Annotated in this window: 18 protein-coding genes; 9 read left to right on the top strand and 9 right to left on the bottom strand. The window is 72.0% G+C overall.

All coding sequences use genetic code 11. From position 1 onward, the window contains the following. Positions 1-165: 165 nt before the first annotated feature. From FLX07_RS33615 to FLX07_RS33605, 3 genes are read right to left on the bottom strand one after another with little or no spacing between them, the layout of a single operon-like run. Positions 166-1,002: a sugar phosphate isomerase/epimerase family protein gene (locus FLX07_RS33615; RefSeq protein ID WP_142575726.1), complete on the bottom strand. Its 837-nt coding sequence runs from the start codon at positions 1,000-1,002 to the stop codon at positions 166-168. After that, the gene (locus FLX07_RS33610) at positions 999-2,153 is read right to left on the bottom strand and encodes a dihydrodipicolinate synthase family protein (protein WP_142575725.1); all 1,155 of its coding nucleotides are present in this window, start codon (positions 2,151-2,153) and stop codon (positions 999-1,001) included. Before FLX07_RS33610 ends, FLX07_RS33615 begins: the two co-directional genes overlap by 4 nt. Then, entirely contained in the window at positions 2,150-3,307 is a 1,158-nt protein-coding gene (locus tag FLX07_RS33605; protein ID WP_142575724.1) for a Gfo/Idh/MocA family protein, read from the bottom strand. The genes FLX07_RS33610 and FLX07_RS33605 overlap by 4 nt, the downstream gene beginning before the upstream one ends. Before the next feature lie 155 nt (positions 3,308-3,462). On the opposite strand from FLX07_RS33605, the gene FLX07_RS33600 reads away from it, so the two are divergent. Next, complete coding sequence (locus FLX07_RS33600; RefSeq protein WP_142575723.1) at positions 3,463-4,494, top strand: LacI family DNA-binding transcriptional regulator; 1,032 nt, start codon at positions 3,463-3,465, stop codon at positions 4,492-4,494. A gap of 310 nt (positions 4,495-4,804) precedes the next feature. On the opposite strand, the gene FLX07_RS33595 is transcribed toward FLX07_RS33600, so the two are convergent. Both FLX07_RS33595 and FLX07_RS33590 read right to left on the bottom strand, forming a co-directional pair. Continuing rightward, positions 4,805-6,529, bottom strand: coding sequence for an RICIN domain-containing protein (locus tag FLX07_RS33595; RefSeq protein WP_142575722.1), 1,725 nt, complete (start codon positions 6,527-6,529; stop codon positions 4,805-4,807). Positions 6,530-7,166: 637 nt separating this feature from the next. Further along, a complete protein-coding gene (locus FLX07_RS33590) occupies positions 7,167-8,450 on the bottom strand; it encodes a sensor histidine kinase (protein ID WP_229689898.1) in 1,284 nt (427 codons plus the stop codon). Between the two features lie 168 nt (positions 8,451-8,618). On the opposite strand from FLX07_RS33590, the gene FLX07_RS33585 reads away from it, so the two are divergent. Both FLX07_RS33585 and FLX07_RS33580 read left to right on the top strand, forming a co-directional pair. Then, complete coding sequence (locus tag FLX07_RS33585) at positions 8,619-9,446, top strand: SCO6745 family protein (protein WP_208762528.1); 828 nt, start codon at positions 8,619-8,621, stop codon at positions 9,444-9,446. A gap of 280 nt (positions 9,447-9,726) precedes the next feature. Beyond that, positions 9,727-11,100, top strand: a complete 1,374-nt coding sequence (locus FLX07_RS33580) for an FAD-binding oxidoreductase (protein ID WP_142575721.1) — start codon at positions 9,727-9,729, stop codon at positions 11,098-11,100. A 9-nt stretch (positions 11,101-11,109) separates the two neighbouring features. Here FLX07_RS33580 and pdxR read toward each other — a convergent pair whose 3' ends face one another. Beyond that, positions 11,110-12,597: a MocR-like pyridoxine biosynthesis transcription factor PdxR gene (pdxR, locus tag FLX07_RS33575; RefSeq protein ID WP_142575720.1), complete on the bottom strand. Its 1,488-nt coding sequence runs from the start codon at positions 12,595-12,597 to the stop codon at positions 11,110-11,112. Between the two features lie 135 nt (positions 12,598-12,732). Here pdxR and FLX07_RS38610 point away from each other — a divergent pair, with 135 nt between their 5' ends. Both FLX07_RS38610 and FLX07_RS33570 read left to right on the top strand, forming a co-directional pair. Continuing rightward, positions 12,733-12,867, top strand: coding sequence for a hypothetical protein (locus tag FLX07_RS38610; protein ID WP_263407715.1), 135 nt, complete (start codon positions 12,733-12,735; stop codon positions 12,865-12,867). A 25-nt stretch (positions 12,868-12,892) separates the two neighbouring features. Next, positions 12,893-15,427: a cation-translocating P-type ATPase gene (locus FLX07_RS33570; RefSeq protein ID WP_229689897.1), complete on the top strand. Its 2,535-nt coding sequence runs from the start codon at positions 12,893-12,895 to the stop codon at positions 15,425-15,427. 133 nt (positions 15,428-15,560) lie between these two features. Here the strand turns inward: FLX07_RS33570 and trpA are convergent, their stop codons facing one another. Together trpA and trpM are read right to left on the bottom strand one after the other, a co-directional pair. Next, positions 15,561-16,388, bottom strand: a complete 828-nt coding sequence (gene trpA / locus FLX07_RS33565) for a tryptophan synthase subunit alpha (protein ID WP_142575718.1) — start codon at positions 16,386-16,388, stop codon at positions 15,561-15,563. 364 nt (positions 16,389-16,752) lie between these two features. Next, positions 16,753-16,917, bottom strand: a complete 165-nt coding sequence (trpM, locus tag FLX07_RS38960) for a tryptophan biosynthesis modulator TrpM (protein ID WP_373292610.1) — start codon at positions 16,915-16,917, stop codon at positions 16,753-16,755. Between the two features lie 180 nt (positions 16,918-17,097). On the opposite strand from trpM, the gene FLX07_RS33560 reads away from it, so the two are divergent. From FLX07_RS33560 to FLX07_RS33545, 4 genes are all read left to right on the top strand, one after another. Continuing rightward, complete coding sequence (locus FLX07_RS33560; RefSeq protein ID WP_142575717.1) at positions 17,098-17,511, top strand: TOBE domain-containing protein; 414 nt, start codon at positions 17,098-17,100, stop codon at positions 17,509-17,511. Positions 17,512-17,520: 9 nt separating this feature from the next. After that, positions 17,521-18,312 carry a molybdate ABC transporter substrate-binding protein gene (modA, locus tag FLX07_RS33555; protein WP_142575716.1) on the top strand — a complete coding sequence of 264 codons (792 nt, stop codon included), beginning with the start codon at positions 17,521-17,523 and terminating at the stop codon, positions 18,310-18,312. Between the two features lie 137 nt (positions 18,313-18,449). Beyond that, positions 18,450-19,211, top strand: coding sequence for an ABC transporter permease (locus tag FLX07_RS33550; protein WP_223854323.1), 762 nt, complete (start codon positions 18,450-18,452; stop codon positions 19,209-19,211). Then, positions 19,208-20,248, top strand: a complete 1,041-nt coding sequence (locus FLX07_RS33545; protein ID WP_142575714.1) for an ABC transporter ATP-binding protein — start codon at positions 19,208-19,210, stop codon at positions 20,246-20,248. Before FLX07_RS33550 ends, FLX07_RS33545 begins: the two co-directional genes overlap by 4 nt. A 270-nt stretch (positions 20,249-20,518) precedes the next feature. On the opposite strand, the gene FLX07_RS33540 is transcribed toward FLX07_RS33545, so the two are convergent. Further along, on the bottom strand, positions 20,519-20,754 hold a 236-nt coding region (locus tag FLX07_RS33540), incomplete at its 5' end, for a non-reducing end alpha-L-arabinofuranosidase family hydrolase (RefSeq protein ID WP_280116561.1).

Genomic DNA, 20,754 nt, shown 5'->3' with positions numbered 1-20,754 from the left:
ACCCGTGGACCGTGTCTGGTTCGGGGCGATCGCGCCGGCCGCGCCGCTCGCCGGCGCGACCGGCGGCTGGCGTTCGCCCCGAACCAGAGGCACTGCTATCGGAGTTACGCCGCGAGGCCGAGCCGTTGGTCGCGCACGGCGGTGGCGGCGAGGCAATCCTGCTCGTCAGCGGGCCGCGGCGGCGAAACGGCGCTTCATCGTGGCGAGCACCTCGTCGGGGTCGGCGGCCCAGACGTCGGCGTTGAAGATTTCCACCTCGATGTCGCCGTGGTAGTCGGCGGCGTCGACAGCGGCGGTGAGCGGCCCGAAATCGATGACACCGTCGCCCATCATGCCGCGGCCGAGCAGTGGGTCGGCGGGCAGCGGCACCAGGAAGTCGCTCACCTGATAGCTCGCGATCCGGCCGGCGGCCCGCGCGATCTGCGTCAGCACCTCGGGGTCCCACCAGACGTGAAAGGTGTCGACCACCACGCCTACCTGCTCGGCCGGGAAGTGCTCGGCGAGGTCGAGCGCCTGGCCGAGGGTGGACAGCACGGCGCGGTCGGCGCAGTAAACAGGGTGCAGCGGCTCCAGGGCCAGTCGCACCCCCCGCTCGGCGGCGTACGGCGCGAGCAGGGCGAGCGCCTCGGCGACCCGGGCCCGCGCCCCGGGCAGGTCGCGGCTGAAGCCCGGACCCGGGGCGCCTCCGGGGGCGACGCCGGGCAGACCGCCCACGACCAGCACCAGGCAGGCCGCGTTCAGGGCGGCGGCCTCGTCGATCGCCGCACGGTTGTCCTTGAGCCCGAGCCCCGGGCCGGTCAGGAAGCCGCCCCGGCACAGGGAGGAGACGCGCAGTCCCGCGTCCGTGACCAGTTTCGCGGCCGCGGCCAGACCGTGCTCGGCCACGTGCTCCCGCCACAGCCCGATCGCGGCGACACCGTGCCGGACGCATCCGTCGACGGCTTCGCGCAGCGACCAGCGCCGGGTGGTCCACTGGTTGAGGGAGAGGCGGGCGAGGGTCATGCGGTCACCCCGGCGGTGACGAGCAGGGCGCGCATGCGTGCGGCGGCCAGGTCGGGGTCGGGCAGGAGCCCGGCCTGGTCGGCGAGGCGGAACACCTCGGCCAGGTGGAGGATCGACCGGGCGCCGTGCGCGCCGTTCACCATGACGAACGCGTCCTGGTGCCCGGCGAGCCAGGCCAGTAGGACAACGCCGGTTTTGTAGTGATATGTCGGGGTTTCGAAGATCTTTCGGGCGAGTGGCAAGGTCGGGGCGAGGGTGGACGCGAACCGCTCGCGGTCTCCGGCGTCGAGCGCCAGCAGGGCGGCCGCCGCGGCGGGGGCGATCGCATCGAAGATCCCGAGCAGCGCGTGGCTGCCGCCCGCGATCAGCTCCGGGTAGTTGAAGTCGTCGCCGGTGTAGAGCCGAACTCCGTCCGGGAGCCGTTCGCGCAGGCGCACCTCGTGTTCGGCGTCGAGCAGTGACACCTTCACCCCGTCCACGCGGGCGGTGTTGTCGTGGACGAGCGCGAGGAACGCCTCGGTGGCGACCTGGAGGTCGTGCGATCCCCAGTATCCGGCGAGGGCGGGGTCGAACAACTCGCCGAGCCAGTGGAGGATCACCGGCCGGTCGGCGTGGTCGAGCAGGGTCGCATAGACCTTGTGGTAGTCCTCGGAACCGCGGGCGAGTCGGGCGAGGTGCCTGCTGGCCATGACGACGACCCGGGCGCCCGCGTTCTGCACGGTCTCGATCTGTTCCAGGTAGCCGGCCACGACCTCCTCCAGGGTGGCCGCTTGGGGCAGGTGGTCGGTGCCGGCGCCACAGGCCAGCAGGTCGGCCGGGTCGCCGAAATCCCGGGCCTCGGCGGCGCTGCGCCGGATCAGCTCGGCCGTCGCCGTCCAGTCAAGGCCCATGTTGCGCTGAGCGGTGTCCATCGCGTCGGCCACCCGCAGCCCGTAGGACCACAGATGGCGGCGGAAGCGCAAGGTCGCGTCCCAGTCGAGGGCGGTGTGGGAGCCGGGGGAGTGGTCGGCGAGCGGGTCCGCCACCACGTGCGCGGCGGCGTAGGCGACCCGGCTCACCGGCCGGGCAGGCGGTCGCGTCCAGGCGACCGGCTCGCGCATCCGGTAGGTCTCCAGCCGGCGGTCCGGTCCGGGCAGCGTAACGGCGGTCATGCCCCGACTCCGCTGGTGATCGGGGGCACCTCGACGCGGACGCCCTCAGCCGAGGAGCGCAGGCCCAGCTCCGCGAGCTGCACCCCGCGGGCGCCGGAGGCGAGGTCATAGGGGAAGGGCGCGTCATCCACGACATGGCGCACGAACATCTCCCACTGCGTCTTGAAGCCGTTGCCGAACTCCGCGTTGTCCGGGACCTCCTGCCACTGGTCGCGGAACGGCTCGGTCACGGGCAGGTCGGGGTTCCACACCGGCATCGGCGTCGCCGACCGGTGCTGCACGCGGCACCGGCGCAGACCGGCCACGGCGCTGCCGTGAGTGCCGTCCACCTGGAACTCCACCAGCTCGTCGCGGTTCACCCGCACCGCCCAGGAGGAGTTGATCTGGGCGATCACCCCGCCGGCCAGCTCGAAGATCGCGTAGGCGGCGTCGTCGGCGGTCACCTTGTAGGGCCGGCCGTGCTCGTCCACTCGTTCCTCGATGTGCGTCACCGCCCTGGCGGTCACCGCCTCGATGCCACCGAACAGGTTCTCCAGCACGTACGCCCAGTGCGGGAACATGTCGAGCGCGATGCCGCCTCCGTCCTCGGCCCGGTAGTTCCAGGAGGGCCGCTGGGCCGCCTGCCAGTCGCCCTCGAACACCCAATAGCCGAATTCTCCGCGCACCGACAGGATCCGGCCGAAGAAGCCGCCGTCGATCAGCCTCCGGAGCTTCAGCAGTCCCGGCAGGAACAACTTGTCAGCGACGACGCCGTTCTTCACCCCCGCCTCCCGCGCCGCCCTCGCCAGGGCGAGCGCGTCGGCAAGGGTTTCCGCCGTCGGCTTCTCGACGTAGACGTGCTTGCCCGCCTCGATCGCCCGGGTGACGGCCGCGACCCTGGCGTTCGTGGTCTGCGCGTCGAAGTACACCGTGGTGCGGTCGTCGGCGAGGGCCGCACCGAGGTCGGTGGTCCAGTCAGGGATCCCGTGCCGGGCCGCGATGGCCTCCAGCTTGGCCGCGCTCCGCCCCACGAGCACCGGCCGCAGCCGCACTCGCCGGCCGCCCGACAGCTCGACCCCGCCCTGCTCGTTGATCGCAAGAATCGACCTGACCAGATGCTGGCGGTAGCCCATGCGCCCGGTCACCCCGTTCATGACGACACCGAGGGTCTCCATTCGTCCTCCTCATCGGTGAAGGCCTGCTTGGAAAGCGCTTTCCATAAGCGTGGAAAGCGCTTTCCGCTACTGTGGACCGTACGGCCGGGGCCGCGGAGGCGTCAACCGGGGTTCGCCGTTCGAATCACGACCGTGGGCAGGCCAAGATGAGGACCATGGGTGCGAAGCGCTGCGCGGTGACTCTGGAAGACGTGGCGAGACAGGCCGGGGTGTCGCTCGCCACCGCGTCGCGCGCCATCAACGGCAGCGCGCGTACCGTCCGCCCGGAGATCCGCGAGCGGGTCGAGCGGGCGGCGCGGGCGCTCAACTACGCGGCCAACGCGCAGGCGCAGGCCGTCGCGCGGGGCCGTACCAACCTGGTCGGGCTCGTCGTGCAGGACATCGAGGACCCGTACTTCTCCTCCATAGCCGCCGGGGCGATGCGGGCGGCCGAGGCCAACGGCCTGATGGTCAGCATCGCCGGCACCGGGAGACGGCCGGACAAGGAGGTCGAGTACGCCGCCGCGCTGCGCGGCCTGCGCGCGGCGGCGATCGTCATCGCCGGGTCGCGTACGGACGACCGCGACGCGCTCGACCGGCTCGGCGCCGAACTCGACGCCTTCGAACGTTCGGGCGGGCGGGTCGCGCTGATCGGTCAGCGGCGGCTGCCCGTCGACACCGTGGTCGTCGCCAACCGCGCGGGCGCCCGCGACCTGGGCACCCGCCTCGTGGGCCTCGGTTATCGCTCGTTCGGCGTGCTCGCCGGCCCGCGTGGCCTGCTCACGGCCGCCGACCGGCTCACCGGATTCGCCGAGGGCCTGGCGGCCTCGGACGTCGTCGTGCCGCCTGAGGCGATCATGTACGGGGAGTTCGACCGCGACGGCGGGCATGACGCCATGCTCGAACTGCTCGCGCGCCGCGGCGAGGTCGAGTGCGTGTTCGCGGTCAACGACGTCATGGCGGTCGGCGCCCTTGCCGCGCTGCGGTCACGCGGGCTCGAACGCACGGTGGCGGTCGCCGGATTCGACGACATCACCACCCTGCGCGACGTCACCCCCGCCCTCACGACGGTACGTCTGCCTCTGGTCGAGATCGGTGAAGCCGCGCTGGAGATGGTCCTGCGGGAACCGGCGGACACTCCCCGCCGGCGGCTCGTCCGTGGCGAGGTCGTCCTGCGGGAGAGCACACCCGGCGTGCGCCGCGGCTGAGGCCGAGCCGGAAGCCGAGCTGGAAGCCGGGCCGCCGCCAGGGCGCCCACGACCCGGTCGCCGTAGCTGCGCCAGACCGGCGGTGCCGGGGTCAGGCGCCCCAGCCGGCCTGGGTGCCGCCGGCTCTCCCGGTGCGGACCTTCGCGCAGGTCCGGAATCGGGCCCCGCTCGCCAAGGGGGCAGGTGGGGCTCGATCCCGGACCGCTCGTCACCGGTGGGTCGTCACGCGCCACGACGAGGTGATCTAGCAGCGTCGACGGCTCCGGCGGAGCTGAGCGCGCTCCAGCGTGATCCCGGCTCCGTACAGGCTCTAGCGGGCCGTGAGAGTCCAGAGGTGATCGGCGGTGCCGTTGTCCTCCCATTGGAGGACCTGGGCGCCGGAGGACTTGCTCATGCCGTTGACGCCGAGCAGCAGACCGCTGTTGTAGTTGCGGATCTTGTAGTGGCCGTTCCCGTCCGGGACGAACGACCACAGATGGTCGGCGGTGCCGCTGTCGCCCCAGATCAGGGCGGTCCCGCCGTTGCCGGTGCTCATGTTGGTGATGCCCAGGACCAGCCCACCGGCCTTGTTGACGATCTTGTAGAGACCGGAGCCGCTGTCGACGAGGGTCCAGGTCTGGGTGGTGCTGGACGAGGGAGTGGCCTGGTCGACCAGGGTGCCCTGGGCGGTGCCGGAGTTCTGCGTGTCCAGAGCGAGGCCGCTGTTCACGTTCTTGATCTGGTAGGACCCGGCCAGCGAGGTCCCGGGGTTGCCGCTGCCCGGAGTGACGACCACGTGGTATCCGTAGGTGGCGTTCATCGCCGGGATGGGCACGGTGACTGAGCCGTTGTTCACGGTGTAGTTGGACTCACCCAGCGTGCTCGGCCCGGAGACGGCCACCGTACGCCCGGGGGAGGGGGTGTACTCGACCTTCACGTGGACGGTCCCGCCGAAGGAGCCGAGCCCGTTGATCGCCACGGCGCTGTCGCCGGAGCCGCCTCCGAGGATGACGCTGAGCTGGTTGCCCGCGCTGTTCATCGCCGCGGCTCCGTCGATGCCGGTCTGCGCGGGCGGGGTGGTCGTCACCATGTTGCCGCTCATGTCGGCGTACCACTTGTAGAGCCAGTAGGCGCCGTTGGGCGAGCCGCCCCGGCCGGTGAGCAGGTCGCCGAGTGTGCCGGACTGGTTCCAGAACGCCAGCTCGGCGTCGTGGACGCCCAGCCGCTCGAACTTGGCGATGTAACCGACCAGGGCGCCGGGGATGCCGACCTCGGACGGGGCGGCGTACTCCTCGATGGCGATCGGACGCGGGCTGATGCCGTACTTCTTCTCGAGGTTGACGACCGTCGTGATGTCACCGGCGATCTTCGAAGACCTGATCAGCTCGTGCCAGGCGATGATGTCCGGGACGGTGTTGGTCGCGACCGCGTTCCTCAGGAAGTTGTCCATGTCGCTGATGTTGTCCGAGAAGCTCGGCCCCTGGATCGGGGTCGTGGGGTCCTTGGCCCGCACCTCGCGGTAGGTCCTGGTCCAGAAGTCCTCGTACGTGCCGTTGGACGACTTCCAGGTGTTGTCCGACTCGTTCCACAGCTCATAGGCGGCCAGGTTGGAGATGCCTGACGCCTTGGTCTGGGCGATCTGCTGGTCGACCAGGCTGAGCCAGTTGCTCCAGTTGAACTGGTACGGCCAGCCCGCGTAGAGGTCGGACAGCCGGTTCACGACCTTCGCGCCGGCCCTGGCGGCCTTGGGCGCCACGGTCAGGATGTCACCCGTCGGCTGCTGCTGCCCGCCCTGCGGCTTCTGGACGAAGGTGTTCGGCTTGATGGCCTGGACGAGGTTGTCCGCCGGCGTCGACGCGTCCGCCAGGCCGTACAGCGAGCCGCTGGCCACATGTGTCACCGGACGGAAGGGCTGGTTCGCGTTGACCACCAGGGTGGTCGAGGCACTCGCGGCGGCGTCGGCGGGAGCGGCGGCGAGGGTCCCGCCGGCTGCGGTGAGCGCGAGCGAGGTGAGCAGGGCAGCGGCCTGCCCGGCTCTGAGTCTGGTCGTCTTCACTGCGTCTCTCCTGAGGAGTGGTGGGGGGGTGATTGGTGCCGAGCGGATCGAGGGGGTCGCCGGCCGGTGCCGAGGGTGGCTCGACGCCGGCCGCCGGGGCCACGTCCACGGGTACCGACGGCAGGGTGGTCATGACCTCGGTCCTCGACCGCGGCGGTCGCGGAGGGGCGGAAGACTCGCTGGACATGGGATTCCCCAGATCGGTGCCTGTGCGGCGGTCACGGCGACGCAGCGCACACAACCCGGGTTGGGCAACTGTGCGCAAAGGTTTTCCGAGCCGGAAACGTACGTTGAACTTGTCTGGCCGTCAATACTTTCCGCCAGATGACTTTTCATCTGCACACGATTTCCCAAGGCGGGAAAGTAATAGGACCATGGCCGCAGCAAGAGCGCAGAGCAAAGGATTGCGTGTGCCGGAATCGGGCCGTACGATCACAAAAGCTGAGGGGCGCGCTCAGCGATGTCGCCGCCACCGATCGAGCGCGTATCACTGAGCGAGCACGTATCACCGAGCGAGTTCCGCGCGGACGCCGTCGACGACATCCCGCACCCGGAGTCCGCACGGTCCCCCGCAGGGCCCGCCTCAAGGCCGGACACCAGCAGTGACATCAAGCAGACGTGCCGGGCGATGCCGCCGTCACCGCGGCCGACGTCGTCGCACCGGCTCCACTGAAGAACCGCGGCCGGCGGGAGGCGGCGGCGTAAAGCCCAGGTGCCCGCGGGCGCCCTCGACCAGGTCGACGACCTGGGCGCGCAGGCTGGGTGCGGCGTCCTCGCGGGGGGTCTGCAGGGCGAAGATGGTCGAGCGGATCTGCCGGATGGTGGTGTCCAGTTCGTCGATGGCGCTTTGCAGGCGGGAGGAGGCCTCCGGGCGTTCGACCAGGCGTACGGCGCTCATCAGGGTCATGGCGACGGCGAACAGCCGCTGGATGACCACGTCGTGCAGGTCCTTGGCGATGCGGTCGCGGTCTTCCAGCAGGCCGAGCCGCTCGGCGTCGCGGCGGGTTTCGGCCAGTTCCAGTGCGACGGCGGCCTGTCCGGCGAAGGCGTGCAGCGTGCGTAGCTCCGACTGGCTGAACGGCATCCGTCCTGAACGTTTCACCAGGGCCAGCACCCCGCGTACGGCCCCGGCCGCGCCCAGCGGCACCGCCGCCACCGGGCCCACCGGAGGGTCGCCGGCCCAGATCAGATGCGCCCGGCTGTCGTCGAGATCGTCCAACGCCAGCGGCTCGCCGCTCAGGAACGCCCGCCCGGCGAGCGAGCCCTCGACCGCGACCTCGTCGTTCACCAGCCGGACACCCGGCCCGTCCTGGACCGGTTCGACGTCCTGCAGCGCGACACGCAGCATGTCGCGGTCGCGGTTCGGCAGCAGGATGGCCACGGCGTCGGCGTCGGCCATCTCGCGGGCGCGCCGGGCGATGAGCGTGAGGACCTCCTGCGGCTCGCCGCCCGACAGCAGCCGGGTGGTGATGTCCGAGGACGCCCGCAACCAGGTCTCCCGGCGCCGGCTCTCCTCATACAGACGGGCGTTCTCGATCGCCACGCCCGCGGCGGTGGCCAGGGCCACCACGATCGCCTCGTCGTCCTCGTCGAAGTTCCCGCCGCCGCGTTTCTCGGTGAGATAGAGGTTGCCCAACACCTCCTCCCGGACCCGGACCGGCACCCCCAGGAAACTGCCCATCGGCGGGTGGCCGGGCGGGAAGCCGTAGGACTCGGGATGCCGGGAGATGTCGGCCAGCCGCAGCGTCTGCGGCTCCTTGATCAGCAGGCCGAGCAGGCCCAGCCCGTGCGGCCAGTGCTCGATCCTGGCGATCTCCTCCTCGCTCAGCCCCACCGGCACGAACTGGACGAGCGTGTTCTCCTCCCCGATCACGCCCATCGCGCCGTACGTCGCGTCCACCAGCGTGGCGGCGGTGGCCACGATGACGCTGCCCGGCAGAATCGACCGGAAAATTATCGAGCCGAGTTGTCGGATCCGGGCCGCGTCGTTCGTAGCCAGGGTGAGAGGCCGCCCACGAGGGCGCTGACACGACCAGCTGACACGACCAGCTGACACGACCAGCTGTCATGACCACAGGAGATCCGACCGATGCAGCAGCACCCCCAGGCCAAGGTTCACCGCATGTTCGAGCTCGTCGAGCCGATCGCCACCGTCACCTTCTCGGAGGTGCCGAACGAGGCGTTCCTGGCCCTGGGCATGCGTAACTACTGGGACGGATACTTCGCGGGCCGGGCCGCCCCGCTGGGCCTGGCACCGGCCGAGGTGGTGCACGCGGTCTTCTACAACTTCGCCGACGGCGAGGTGGCACGCCACATCCCGTGGGTGTGGGGGAAGATCACCCCGCAGGAGGCGATCGCCGTGCGCGAACGGGGCAGCGCCGCCGCCCTGCGGCAGATGATCGGAGAGCTCGCCGACTCGCCCGGTCTGGTGCGGGCCGCCGACCTCGCCACCCGGGCAGCGGTCAGCGCGCCGACCCAGGGCCGACCCCTGTACGCCGGGCTCCGGGCACTGGGGGTGCCCGAAGAGCCGGTGGCCAGACTCTGGCACGCGGCGACGCTGCTGCGCGAGCACCGCGGGGACGGCCACAACGCCGCCCTTCTCGCCCACGGCATCGGCGGCACCGAGGCCCACGTCCTGCTCGCTCTGTCCCTCGGAATGAAAGCGGAGGAGTTCGGCCGGATCCACCACCTGCCCAAGGCACGGCTGACCGCCGTGGTCGACGGGCTGCGCGGCCGCGGCCTCGTGGACGCCGCCGGCGGGTTCACCGACGTCGGCCGCACGACCAAGGAGCGGATCGAGGCCCTCACCGACGAGCTGGCCGCGCCGGCCTACGACGTGCTCACTGCGGACGAGCTCGACGAACTGGCTGCGGGGCTCGATCCGATCGCCGCCGCGGTAAGGGCCTTCGACAACTGAGCGGGCGCATCAAGCTGCCGGGACGGCCACCCCGGCCCGGCCACCGAAGCGAGCAGGTCGTCGCGCGGGATCACGCCGTCCGGCTGCCGGGGCCGGCTCCCGCAGTGTGGAGCGCAGGGTGGAGCGCAGGGTGGAGCGCAGAGTGCGGTGCTTGGGCCCCGTCGGCGCCCGGTTCCCGCATACGGCGTGGCCGTGAATTCGTGTCGTCCTGAATTGGTCCTCGACTGGCTTACGTAATCGGACCTTATCGAGGGTACCGATTCCTGCCAGGCTGAGTGGCATGACAACGACAGCGACCCGCTTCGACGGCCAGGTGCTCACGCCTGGCGACGCCGGCTACGACACCGCCCGTACCGTCTGGAACGCCATGATCGACCGGCGTCCACGAATGATCGTCCGCGCGGCGAGCGTCGCCGACGTGGTCGCCGCCGTGCGGATGGCCCGCGAACTGGACCTCGAGATCGGCGTGCGCTGCGGTGGTCACAACGCCGCCGGCTTCGCCGTGCCCGACGGTGGTCTCATGATCGACCTGACGCCCATGGGCGGCGTGCGGGTCGACCCGGCCCGTCGCCGGGCCCGGGTGCAGGGCGGCGCGCTGCTCGGCGCGCTGGACCGCGCGTCCCAGGCGTACGGCATGGCCACCACCGCCGGCAACGTCTCACACACCGGCGTCGGCGGTCTCACGCTCGGCGGCGGCATGGGCTGGCTGGCTCGCCAGCATGGCCTGGCCTGCGACAACGTCGTCTCCTACACGGTGGTCACCGCCGAGGGCGATGTGGTGACCGCGAGCCGTACCGACAACCCCGACCTGTTCTGGGGCCTGCGCGGCGGTGGTGGCAACTTCGGCATCGTGACCGAGTTCGAGTTCCAGTTGCATCAGACCGGCACGCGGACGCTGGTCGCCGAGTTCGACTTCCGCGCCGAGGACGCCGTCCCGGTCATCGAGGGCTGGCGCGACCTGAACGCCGTCGCGCCCCGGCAGGCGACGTTCGCCGCCGGTGTCGGCAGCACTCCCGCCGGCCCGATCTCCACGCTGGGGTTCGTGTGGGTCGGCGACCCGGCCGAGGGCCGCCTGCTGCTGCCCGCGATGCGGGCACTCGGGCGTCCCGTCGCCTCCCGCGTCACCACACCGTCCTACCTCGAACTTCAGCAACGCGAGGACTCCACCGGCGGCCACGCGTACCGCCGCTATTCCAAGGGGCACTACCTGCGGAGCTTTCCCACCGCGGCGATCGAGGCCTTCTTGCTGCGCGGCTGCCCCGACCTGAGCGCGAGCCAGGACCTGCCGGGTGTCGGCCTGCAGGCGCACGGCGGCGCGATCGCCGATGTCCCGGAAGCGGACGCGGCGTTCAGCCACCGGGGCACGATGTTCGAGTTCGGCGCCGGCGCCCGCTGGACCGACCCGGCCGACGACGACGCCAGGATGAGTGCCGCCCGCGCCGCCGGCGCATCGCTTGAGCCGTACGCCAGCGGCATCTACGTCAACTCGCTGACGGCCGACGAACTGGCCGATGGGCAGCGCGGCGTGCGGCGGGCGTACTCGGCCGCGAAGCTGGCCCGGCTGACCGCGGTGAAGACCGCCTACGACCCGGCGAACGTGTTCCACCTGAACCAGAACATCCGTCCGGCCCAGAACAGTCGTCCGGCACTGTGACGGGCCGCGTCAGGATCCCCGTATCTCCCGGATGGCCGTCGCCAGCAGCGCGACTCCCTCGGCGATGGCGCTCTCGCTGAGGATGGCGTAGCCGAAGATCAGGCCACCGGGCCCGGCGCCGGCGATCCGGAACCGCCCGACGCCCTGAATGCCGAGCCCATGCCGGGCCGCTGCCGCCACCACCGCCGCCTCGTCGAGGCCGGGCGGGAGCCAGGCGACCACGTGCTGCCCGGCGGCGATCCCGGCCGGTCGCAGGTCCGGCACATGGGTGCGCAGCGCGTCCAGCAGCGCGTCACGGCGGCGCCGGTACACCGGACGCATCCGGCGCAGGTGACGGTCGAACTCGCCGCGGCCGAGAAAGTCGGCGAACGTCAGCTGGTCGATGACCGACGAACCGCGGTCGGCGAGCAGCTTCGCCGCGGCGACGTCGGCGACCAGATGGGGAGGCACCACCATCCAGCCCAGCCGCAACCCCGGCGCGAGCGTCTTGCTGGCCGTGCCGCAGTAGACGACGTGATCGGGCGCCAGGCCCTGCATGGCGCCCACCGGAGAGCGGTCGTAGCGGTACTCCGCGTCGTAGTCGTCCTCGACCACGATCGCGCCGCGGCGTCTGGCCCAGCGGATCACCTCGGCCCTGGCCGCCGCCGACAGCACCCCGCCGGTTGGCCACTGGTGCGACGGCGTGAGGACCAGCGCGTCGGCGTCGGCCGCGTCCAGGGCGTCGACCTGAACGCCGTCCGGACCCACCGGGATGCCGACCACCTCCAGTCCCGCGGCCCCGGCCAGCACCCGGGCATCGTCGTCGGACGAGGGGTCCTCCAGGGCGATCCGCCTGGCGCCGCGCCGCGCGAGCACCTGGATCAGCAGCGAGATGCCCTGTCCGTAGCCGTTGCAGACGACCACGTCGCCGGGGACGGCCTGCGTGCCGCGTACCCGGTTGAGGTAGTCGCACAGGGCCTGGCGCAGTTCCAGCACGCCGCGCCCGTCGAGGTAGGCGAACCGGTCGTTGGGCGCGGTGGTGAGCACGGTACGAACCGAACGCAGCCAGGCGGCCCGCGGGAACTGCGACACGTCGGTGCGCCCGTATCCGAAGTCAACCCTGAAGCCGGCCCTGGAGTCGGCCCTGGAATCTGCCCCGAAACCGGCCCTGAGACCGGCACTGCTCGCGGCCGGCCGCGCCATCGAAGCCGCGGAGCCCGCGCCGGCGGCGGTCGGCGGCATCGACGCGGCGACCTGGGTGTATCCGCCCGATCGGCTGGCAAGGTAGCCCTCGGCCACGAGCTGCTGATAGGCCTCCACGACCACCCCGCGGGAAACCCCGAGCCCGGCCGCGAGGGTGCGGCTGGGTGGCAGCGACGCACCCGCTCGCAACCGACCGGCCCGGATGCTCGCGCGGATGGACGCCTCGATCTGCCGGTGCAGTGACACCCCGGCGTCACGGTCCAGTTCGATGAGCACGTCCTCGGCCAGCCTCGAATTGGTCCTCAAACGGTCCACAGAATCGGACCTTACCGGCGTGTACCAATTCCAGCCAAGTGTCTGGGCGTTGATCAGCTGCAGGTTCTTGTCCTGGGTGTCGCTGCTCCACCGGACCGCGCTGCCGCCGTCGTCGAGGCGTGGCTCCTCGTCATCGTGGCGACGCTGTTCACCCTGCTGTGGCTGAAGGACATCGTGCCCGCCGTCCCGGCCGGCCTGACGCGGACGCGTGGGCCCAAGGTCCTCCGGCGAGATGGCTTTGGCCTGCGGCCTTCCCATACGCCCGAGTGATCTGCTTGGAGGCATGGAGATCAGCGTGCATGAGCCGACCGGACTGAGCGCGCAGGCGGCATCGGAGCGGCTGGCCGAGTACGGGCCGAACGAGTTCCCGCAGCCGAGGCCGCCACGCCTGCCCGCCCGTGCCGCTCGCCAGCTCGCCGACCCGATGTCGATCCTGCTGCTGATCGCCGGACTGGTCACCCTGCTCGTCCTCGGCGAGATTCCCGAGGGCGCGGCGATCTTGACCATTCTCCTGGTCAACGTGGTCATCGGGGTGAGCCAGGAGGCGAAGGCCGACCACGCCGTGCGGGCGTTGCGCACCCTCACCGCGCCCATGGCCAAGGTCGTCCGCGACGGCGTCGTACGGAGGGTGCCCGCCGCCGAGGTCGTCCCGGGCGATGTCGTGCAGGTCGCGGCCGGAGACCGCGTCCCCGCGGACGCGCGGCTGTCGCAGGCGAACGCCCTGGCCGTGAACGAGTCCATGCTCACCGGGGAGTCGCTGTCGTCCGACAAACGGGCCTCGCGAGCGGACGGAGCAGGCGGCACGCTCGCCGACCGCCGCGACGAGTTGTTCGCCGGGACGCTCGTCGTGCGGGGTTCGGGAGTGGCCGAGGTGACCCGCACCGGTGCCCGCACCGAGATGGGGCGCATCGCCTCCGCGCTGGGCGGCGGCGTCAAGGGCCCGCTGGCGGTGGAGCTCGCGCAGGTGTCGCGGCGGATCGGCCTGGTCGCCGTCGTGGCGGGCGTCGTGGTGATCCTCATCGGACTCACCCGGGTCCAGCGGGGCGAGGCCGCGCTCCTCGACATCATCCTGGCCGGGGTGGCGCTGGCCATCGCCGCCGTGCCGGAAAGCCTGGCCGCCGCCGTGACCACGGCACTGGCGCTCGGCGCACAGCGCATGGCGGCGCTCGGTGTGATCGTCCGGCGGCTGGCGGCCATCGAGGCGCTGGGCGCGACCACCGTCATCGCCACGGACAAGACGGGCACGCTGACCACCGGGCATCTGACCGTGGCCGACCAGGTGGCGGTGTCCGAAAGCGACCTGTGGCGTGCCGCGCTGCGCTGCAACGACGCCCGCGACAACCTGGGGGACGCGGTCGACGTCGCCCTCGCCGTGGCCGCCGAGCGGCACGGGGTGAGGCTGCCGCCCGGCGAGGAACGCCTGGCCGTCCGGCCGTTCGACGCCGAGACGAGGTCGATGGCCGTGATCACCGCGGCGGCCGGGGAGGGGCCTCTGCTGACGGTCAAGGGCGCTCCGGAGGTGGTGCTCAGCCGGTGCGTTCCCGGCCCGGAGCCCGAGCGGCTGGCGCGAGCGGTGCCCGGTCTGGCGCACCGGGGCCTGCGGGTGCTCACGCTCGCCGGCCTGCGCACCGACGATCTGGACGCCACAGGGCTGCGTCCGCTGGGCCTGGTCGCGCTCAGCGACGAGATCCGCCCCTCGGCGGCGCGGGCGGTGGCGGACTGCCGCGCCGCCGGCATCCGCGTGGTGATGGTGACCGGCGACCATGCCGACACCGCCCGCGCCATCGCCGGGGAGGTGGGCATCGACGCCGACCCCGTGGTGACGGGCGCCGCGCTCCAGACCCTCGAAGGTGCGGACGGCGATCGTCCGAAACGCTTCGCCCGGCTGCGCGAGGCGGCCGTGCTGGCCCGCGTCGACCCCGGCACCAAGCTCGACCTGGTGCGCGCCCTGCGCGAGGACGGCCAGGTCGTGGCGATGACCGGCGACGGTGTGAACGACGCCCCGGCACTGCGCAACGCCGACGTGGGGGTGGCCATGGCCGGAGAGGAGGGAACGGACGTGGCCCGGGAGGCCGCCTCCGTCGTCGTCACCAACGGCGACCTCGGCACCATCGTCGTTGGGGTACGCGAAGGACGCCGCCTGCGCCACAACGTGGCCTCGATGGTCGGATATCTGCTCACCGGCAACCTCGCGGAGATCCTGATCGTCCTGGCCGGCCTGATCGCCTGGCCGGATCTGGTCGTGCCGCTGCTTCCCGTGCAGTTGCTGTGGATCAACCTGGTGCTGGACGGCATCCCCGCCATCGCGCTCGGCGTCGACCGGCCCGCCGGCGACCCGCTGGCACTGCGCCCCACCGGCGGCCTGCTCTCCTGGCCGGTCCTGACCCGGATCGCGCTGCGCGCGGTGGCCGTCGGCGCGCTCGTCTTCGCGGCCGTCGAGGTCGCCCGCCGCCTCGGCTGGAGCGAGGAACAGGTCCGCAGCCAGGCCGTGCTCGCACTGGTCTTCGCCCGGCTGACCCTCGCCTACGTCGTCCGGGCCCGCCGCCGGACCTTCGAGCGCGGCTGGTGGCGGAGCCGTCCTGTCCTCGTCGCGGTGACCGCCACCGCGGCGCTGCAGATCCTCGTGACGGTGATCCCGGCGCTGGGCGCGCCGCTCGCGCTGGTGCCTGTGCCGCCCGCCGGCTGGGCGATGGCACTAGGCGCCGCCGCGCTCTCGGTGCTGGCGTGCGACATGGTGCGCTCCGGCGGGAACGGCGGCCGGCGGCGGACGCACCGGGGACGGGCCGGTACCCCCGCACAAGCGCTGAACGGCAATCCACCAGGATCGTGAGCATCCGGCGAATCGGTGGCCTGGACGTCGCCTACCCCGGCGACGGCGTCAACGACGCGCTCGCCCTGCACCGCGCGGACGTCGGCATCTCCGTCGACGCGGCCCGGCCGCCCGAGGCGCCGCGTCCGCTGGGTCACCACGAAGGTTGCGCGTGCCGACGGGTCGCACGGCTGAGTTCGGCCGTGAGCTCAGCCACGATCGCGGTCCCCGCTGCGGCATCGGGTGCGTCGAGGACGGCCTTGACCAGTACGGAGGCGACGATCACCCCGTCGGCGAAGCGAGCCGTCCGGGCAGCCTGCGCAGCGTCGGAAATCCCGATTCCGACGCAGACGGGGAGGTCGGTGGTCGCCCTGATGCGCCGCACCAGCGCGTCGGCGGACGTGCCGGCGGCGTCCCGCGTGCCCGTGACTCCCATCAGCGACGCGGCGTAGACGAACCCCGTTCCCGCCGTGGTGAGTTCCCGCAGCCGCTCGTCGGTGGTGCTCGGCGCGGCCACGAAGACGGTGGCGAGGCCATGCCTGGCCGCGGTCTCGCGCCACAGCGCGGACTCCTCCACGGGCAGGTCGGGAAGGATGCATCCTGCGCCGCCCGCCTCGGCCAGCTCGCTGCCGAAGCGCTCGGGGCCGTACCTGTCGATCGGGTTCCAGTAGGACATGACCAGGATCGGCTTGCCGGTGGCCTGGTATGCCTCTCGCACGGTGCGGATGACGTCGGCGATCCGGACGCCCGCGCGCAGGGCGATGTCGTCGGCGGCCTGGATCACCGGGCCGTCGAGCACCGGGTCGCTGTGCGGCAGGCCGATCTCGACGATGTCGGCTCCGCTGTTCAGCATCGCCTGGGTGGCGGCGATGCCGTCGTCGACGGTCGGAAAGCCGGCCGTCATGTACGTGATGAGCGCGGCCCTGTTCTCTCGCTTCGCCCGGGCCAGTGTGTCGGCCAGAAGCCGCAGGTTTCCGTTCACTTTTCGCTTCCCCTGCCCTGGCCGCGCCGGCGTCCTGCTCGAAGTGCCGTGCGGCGGTCTCCATGTCCTTGTCGCCCCGGCCCGACGGGCTCGCCAGGATCAGCCCGTCCGGTCCGGGGTCGGTGCCGGCGTCGACAGCGCCGGCGAATGCGTGGGGCTCTCCATCGCCCGGTCTCCACCCGATGCCCGGCGGCCTCACAGCCGATGAGCCTCCACGCCGATGACGCGCTGGAAATCGCAGATCATGCACGTACGCTCCGGGCACGGCTTCGCCCGGCTCCAGGTGGCTGGTAGGGAGCCTCGAGTGAGCCTCGTCGTTCCGCATCCTGGGCCGGAACGACGGAGTCGAGGAGAGCGAGCTCGCTCAGATACCTCGTACGGCACAGGGGGTGCCGGACCATCGCATCCCGTTCACCTGACCGGCCTCGGCGCCAAGCACATAGCGCACTCTGCGGCCGAGCACACGCCGCGCCGGGGCCCGGCAACCGCGCGGCCGACGCCCGGGGGCGAGGCGGATGGCGACAGACACAGCAGGATGCTATCCCCCGGCTCGGGGTCGGACCACGGCGCGGCCCCGGGCGCCGGTCCCGTGAATGTGCGGGCGTGCTCTCCTCTCTCGTAGATGCCACCGGAGACACCTATATGAGGCCGCTGCTGCGATGGCAGAGGGGTGTTCAGCCTGGATCATGCGAGGGATAGAGTGAGGTCTGTGACGACGTTTCGGATCAGCGAGGCCGCCGCATTGCTCGGGGTGAGCTCCGACACCGTCCGCCGGTGGGTGGACGCGGGCCGGCTGGCCGCGGTGCGGGACGAGCACGGCCACCGGCAGATCAGTGGGGCCGACCTGGCCGCCTTCGCCCGGTCACAGGTCGAGACGACCGGCGACGGCCGGCGGTCCTCGGCGCGCAACCGCTTCCGCGGGATCGTCACCGAGGTCGTCAGGGACGCGGTGATGGCGCAGGTCGAAATCGCCGCCGGGCCGTTCCGGGTGGTGTCGTTGATGAGCCGGCAGGCCGCCGACGAGCTGGGCCTGGAGGCAGGGGTGGTGGCGGTCGCCGTGATCAAATCCACCAACGTCGTCGTCGAGATTCCCGGCCACGAGCGCGTGGTCACTACCTCCTGAGGAGCCGCCTTGGTGTTCAGGCGCCTTTCCCGACGGGCGATCGCCGTGCCCGTCGCGCTGGTGCTCGCCGGGCTGTCCGGTTGCGGCTCGGGGGAACCGGCCACGTCTTCGACTTCGGCGGCCGCCGGGGCGAAGGAAGTGAACGTGTTCGCGGCCGCGTCGCTGACCGAGACGTTCACGGAGCTCGGCAAGACCTTTGAGGCCGCCCGCCCGGGGGTGACGGTGAAGTTCAACTTCGGTTCCAGCGCGACGCTGGCCCAGCAGATCGTCCAGGGAGCTCCGGCCGACGTGTTCGCCGCGGCCAGTCCGGCCACGATGAAGACCGTCACGGATGCGTCGCTGGCGAGCGGGCCGACCACCTTCGCGCGTAACAAGCTGGAGATCGCCGTGCCGAAGGACAACCCGGCCAAGGTGGCCGAACTGAAGGACCTGACCGACCCCAGGGTGAAGGTGGCGTTGTGCGCCGAGCAGGTGCCGTGCGGGGCGGCGGCCGTCAAGGCGCTGGACGCGGCCGGGCTGAAGGTCACGCCGGTCACATTGGAGCAGGACGTCAAGGCCACGCTGACCAAGGTCGAGCTGGGCGAGGTGGACGCCGCGCTGGTCTACACGACCGACGTGATCGCCGCGGCGGGCAAGGTGCAGGGCATCGCCTTCCCCGAGGCGGACAAGGCGATCAACGACTATCCGATCGCGACTCTGTCGAAGGCTCCCGCCGGTGATCTCGCCAAGCAGTTCGTCGATCTCGTGCTGTCGCAGCAGGGCAAGGACGTGCTGACCAAGGCCGGCTTCGAGGCCCCCTGACCCGCATGACCTCTTCGCAGGCGCGGCGCTCCGGCCGCTCAGACCCACCCGGCCGCCCGGGCCCACCCGGCCGCCCGGACACGCGTAGCGGCGCAGCCGGCCACTCGGCCGCCCTCCGATCCGGCCGCCCGCCGTGGATGCTGGTGCTCCCGGCCGTGGCGGGGCTGGCCTTCCTGGTGCTGCCGCTTGCCGGGCTGCTGATCCGGGCGCCCTGGTCCACGCTGCCTCAGCGGCTGGCCGAGCCGCAGGTGCTGGAGGCGTTGCGGCTGTCGCTGGTGTGCGCCACCGCCGCCACAGTCGTCTGCGTGCTGTGCGGGGTGCCGCTGGCCTGGCTGCTGGCCCGGGTCGAGTTCCCGGGCCGCCGTGTGGTGCGGGCTCTGGTGACCGTGCCGCTGGTCCTGCCGCCGGTGGTGGGCGGTGTGGCGCTGCTGCTGGTGCTGGGGCGGCGGGGACTGGTCGGGCAGTGGCTGGAGTCCGCCTTCGGGATCACGCTGCCCTTCACGACCCTCGGAGTGATCGTCGCCGAGGCGTTCGTGGCCATGCCGTTCCTGGTGATCAGCGTCGAGGGGGCGCTGCGCGCCGCGGACCGGCGGTTCGAGGAGGCCGCCGCCACGCTGGGCGCCTCGCGCTGGACCGTCTTCCGCCGGGTCACCCTGCCGCTCATCATGCCCGGAGTCGTGGCCGGAGCGGTGCTGTGCTGGGCGCGGGCGCTCGGCGAGTTCGGCGCCACCATCACCTTCGCCGGCAACTTCCCCGGCACCACCCGTACGATGCCGCTGGCGGTCTATCTGGCGCTGGAAACCGATCCGGACGCGGCCATCGTGCTCAGCCTGGTCCTGCTGGCCGTCTCGGTGGTCGTCCTGGCCAGCCTGCGCGATCGGTGGGTGAACAGCCCATGACCGCCGACGGCCTGCGGGCGACCCTGGTCGTCCACCGACCCGCCTTCACCCTGGACATCACGCTCGACGTCGCACCAGGAGAGGTCGTCGCGCTGCTCGGGCCCAACGGCGCGGGCAAGACCACCGCGCTGCGCGCCCTGGCCGGGCTGATCCCGATGTCCGGCGGGCACATCAGCCTGGACGGCCGGCCGCTGCACCACCTGGCCCCCGAACAGCGCCCGATCGGCATGGTCTTCCAGGACTACCTGTTGTTCCCCCACTTGTCCGCCCTTGACAACGTCGCCTTCGGGCCGCGCTGCCAGGGGGTGTCCAAGGCCGAGGCGCGCCGCGTCGCCGCGGCACTGCTGGAGCGTGTCGGACTGGCCGACCGGGCGACGGACAAGCCCCGCCGGCTGTCGGGCGGGCAGGCACAGCGCGTCGCCCTCGCCCGGGCGCTGGCCGTACGGCCCCGGCTGATGCTGCTGGACGAGCCGCTGGCCGCGCTGGACGCGCACACCCGGCTGGAGATCCGCTCCCAGCTGCGCCGCCACCTGGCCGACTTCGACGGCGCCACCGTGCTGGTCACCCACGACCCGCTCGATGCGATGGTGCTGGCCGACCGGCTGGTCGTCATCGAGTCCGGCGTCGTCGTCCAGCAGGGCGCCCCCGCCGAGGTCGCCCGCCGCCCGCGCACCGGGTACGTCGCCCGCCTCGTCGGGCTCAACCTCTACCGCGGGATCGGCGACGGCACCCGGGTCGAGGTCGGCGAACTGCCGCTGCACACCTCCGAACAGCTCGACGGGCCCGCGTTCGTGGCCTTCTCGCCCGCCGCCGTGGCCCTCTACCGCACCCGCCCCGACGGCAGCCCCCGCAACCTGTGGCAGGCCACGATCGGCGGCATCGAGCGGCACGGCGACAACGTCCGCGTGCACCTCGACGGCCCGATCACCGCCTTCGCCGACATCACCCCCGCCGCCCTGGCCGACCTTGAGCTGAGCCCGGGTCAGCGGATCTGGGCCTCGGTCAAGGCCACGGAGACCCACGCCTACCCGGCATGAGCGGGCCTCGGGCGGACGACCGCCACGACTGCGACGCCATCCGTCTCGGCCGGTCGCGCCGCGGCCTGCGCACCCACAGCGCGCCGGGTGGGCGCGATGCCCCACAGGTCCTCGGCGAACCGGCGGTCCGGGGCGGGCTCGGTCTGGTACCGAGCCCGCCGTTCAGGTCCTCCCGGTCCTGATCATCGCGTCCGTGGTGGCGCTCACCTGGTTCGGTGTGCGCCGTGCCGCGATGGTCAGGAACCTGCGGGTGGGAACCGTGTCATGCCGTCAGCGCTGCAGGGTCAGCAGGCCGGGGCGGTAGGGCAGCAGGCCGTAGTCGCCGCCGGAGCTGGGGCTGCGGCCCTGGTAGAGCAGCTGCAGGTTGCAGGGGTCGACCGTCTTGGTCTGGTCGGGGTTGTTGCGGACCAGGTCACCGTGGCTGATGTCGTTGGTCCAGGTGGCGCCGCTGTTGGCCTTGCCGGCGAAGGGGTTGCTCTCGCTCGTGGCGTTCGCCGACCACGAGC

The organism is Microbispora bryophytorum (assembly GCF_006874465.1).
GTDB lineage: Bacteria > Actinomycetota > Actinomycetes > Streptosporangiales > Streptosporangiaceae > Microbispora > Microbispora bryophytorum.
This window is presented reverse-complemented; position numbering and strand designations above follow the sequence as displayed.

Coding starts and splice junctions, on each gene's coding strand:
- FLX07_RS33615 (WP_142575726.1), bottom strand. CDS start 1,002: ATGACCCTCGCCCGCCTCTCCCTCAACCAGTGGACCACCCGGCGCTGG.
- FLX07_RS33550 (WP_223854323.1), top strand. CDS start 18,450: ATGCTGGTGCTCCCGGCCGTGGCGGGGCTGGCCTTCCTGGTGCTGCCG.
- FLX07_RS33600 (WP_142575723.1), top strand. CDS start 3,463: ATGGGTGCGAAGCGCTGCGCGGTGACTCTGGAAGACGTGGCGAGACAG.
- FLX07_RS33580 (WP_142575721.1), top strand. CDS start 9,727: ATGACAACGACAGCGACCCGCTTCGACGGCCAGGTGCTCACGCCTGGC.
- FLX07_RS33585 (WP_208762528.1), top strand. CDS start 8,619: ATGCAGCAGCACCCCCAGGCCAAGGTTCACCGCATGTTCGAGCTCGTC.
- FLX07_RS33545 (WP_142575714.1), top strand. CDS start 19,208: ATGACCGCCGACGGCCTGCGGGCGACCCTGGTCGTCCACCGACCCGCC.
- FLX07_RS33605 (WP_142575724.1), bottom strand. CDS start 3,307: ATGGAGACCCTCGGTGTCGTCATGAACGGGGTGACCGGGCGCATGGGC.
- FLX07_RS33610 (WP_142575725.1), bottom strand. CDS start 2,153: ATGACCGCCGTTACGCTGCCCGGACCGGACCGCCGGCTGGAGACCTAC.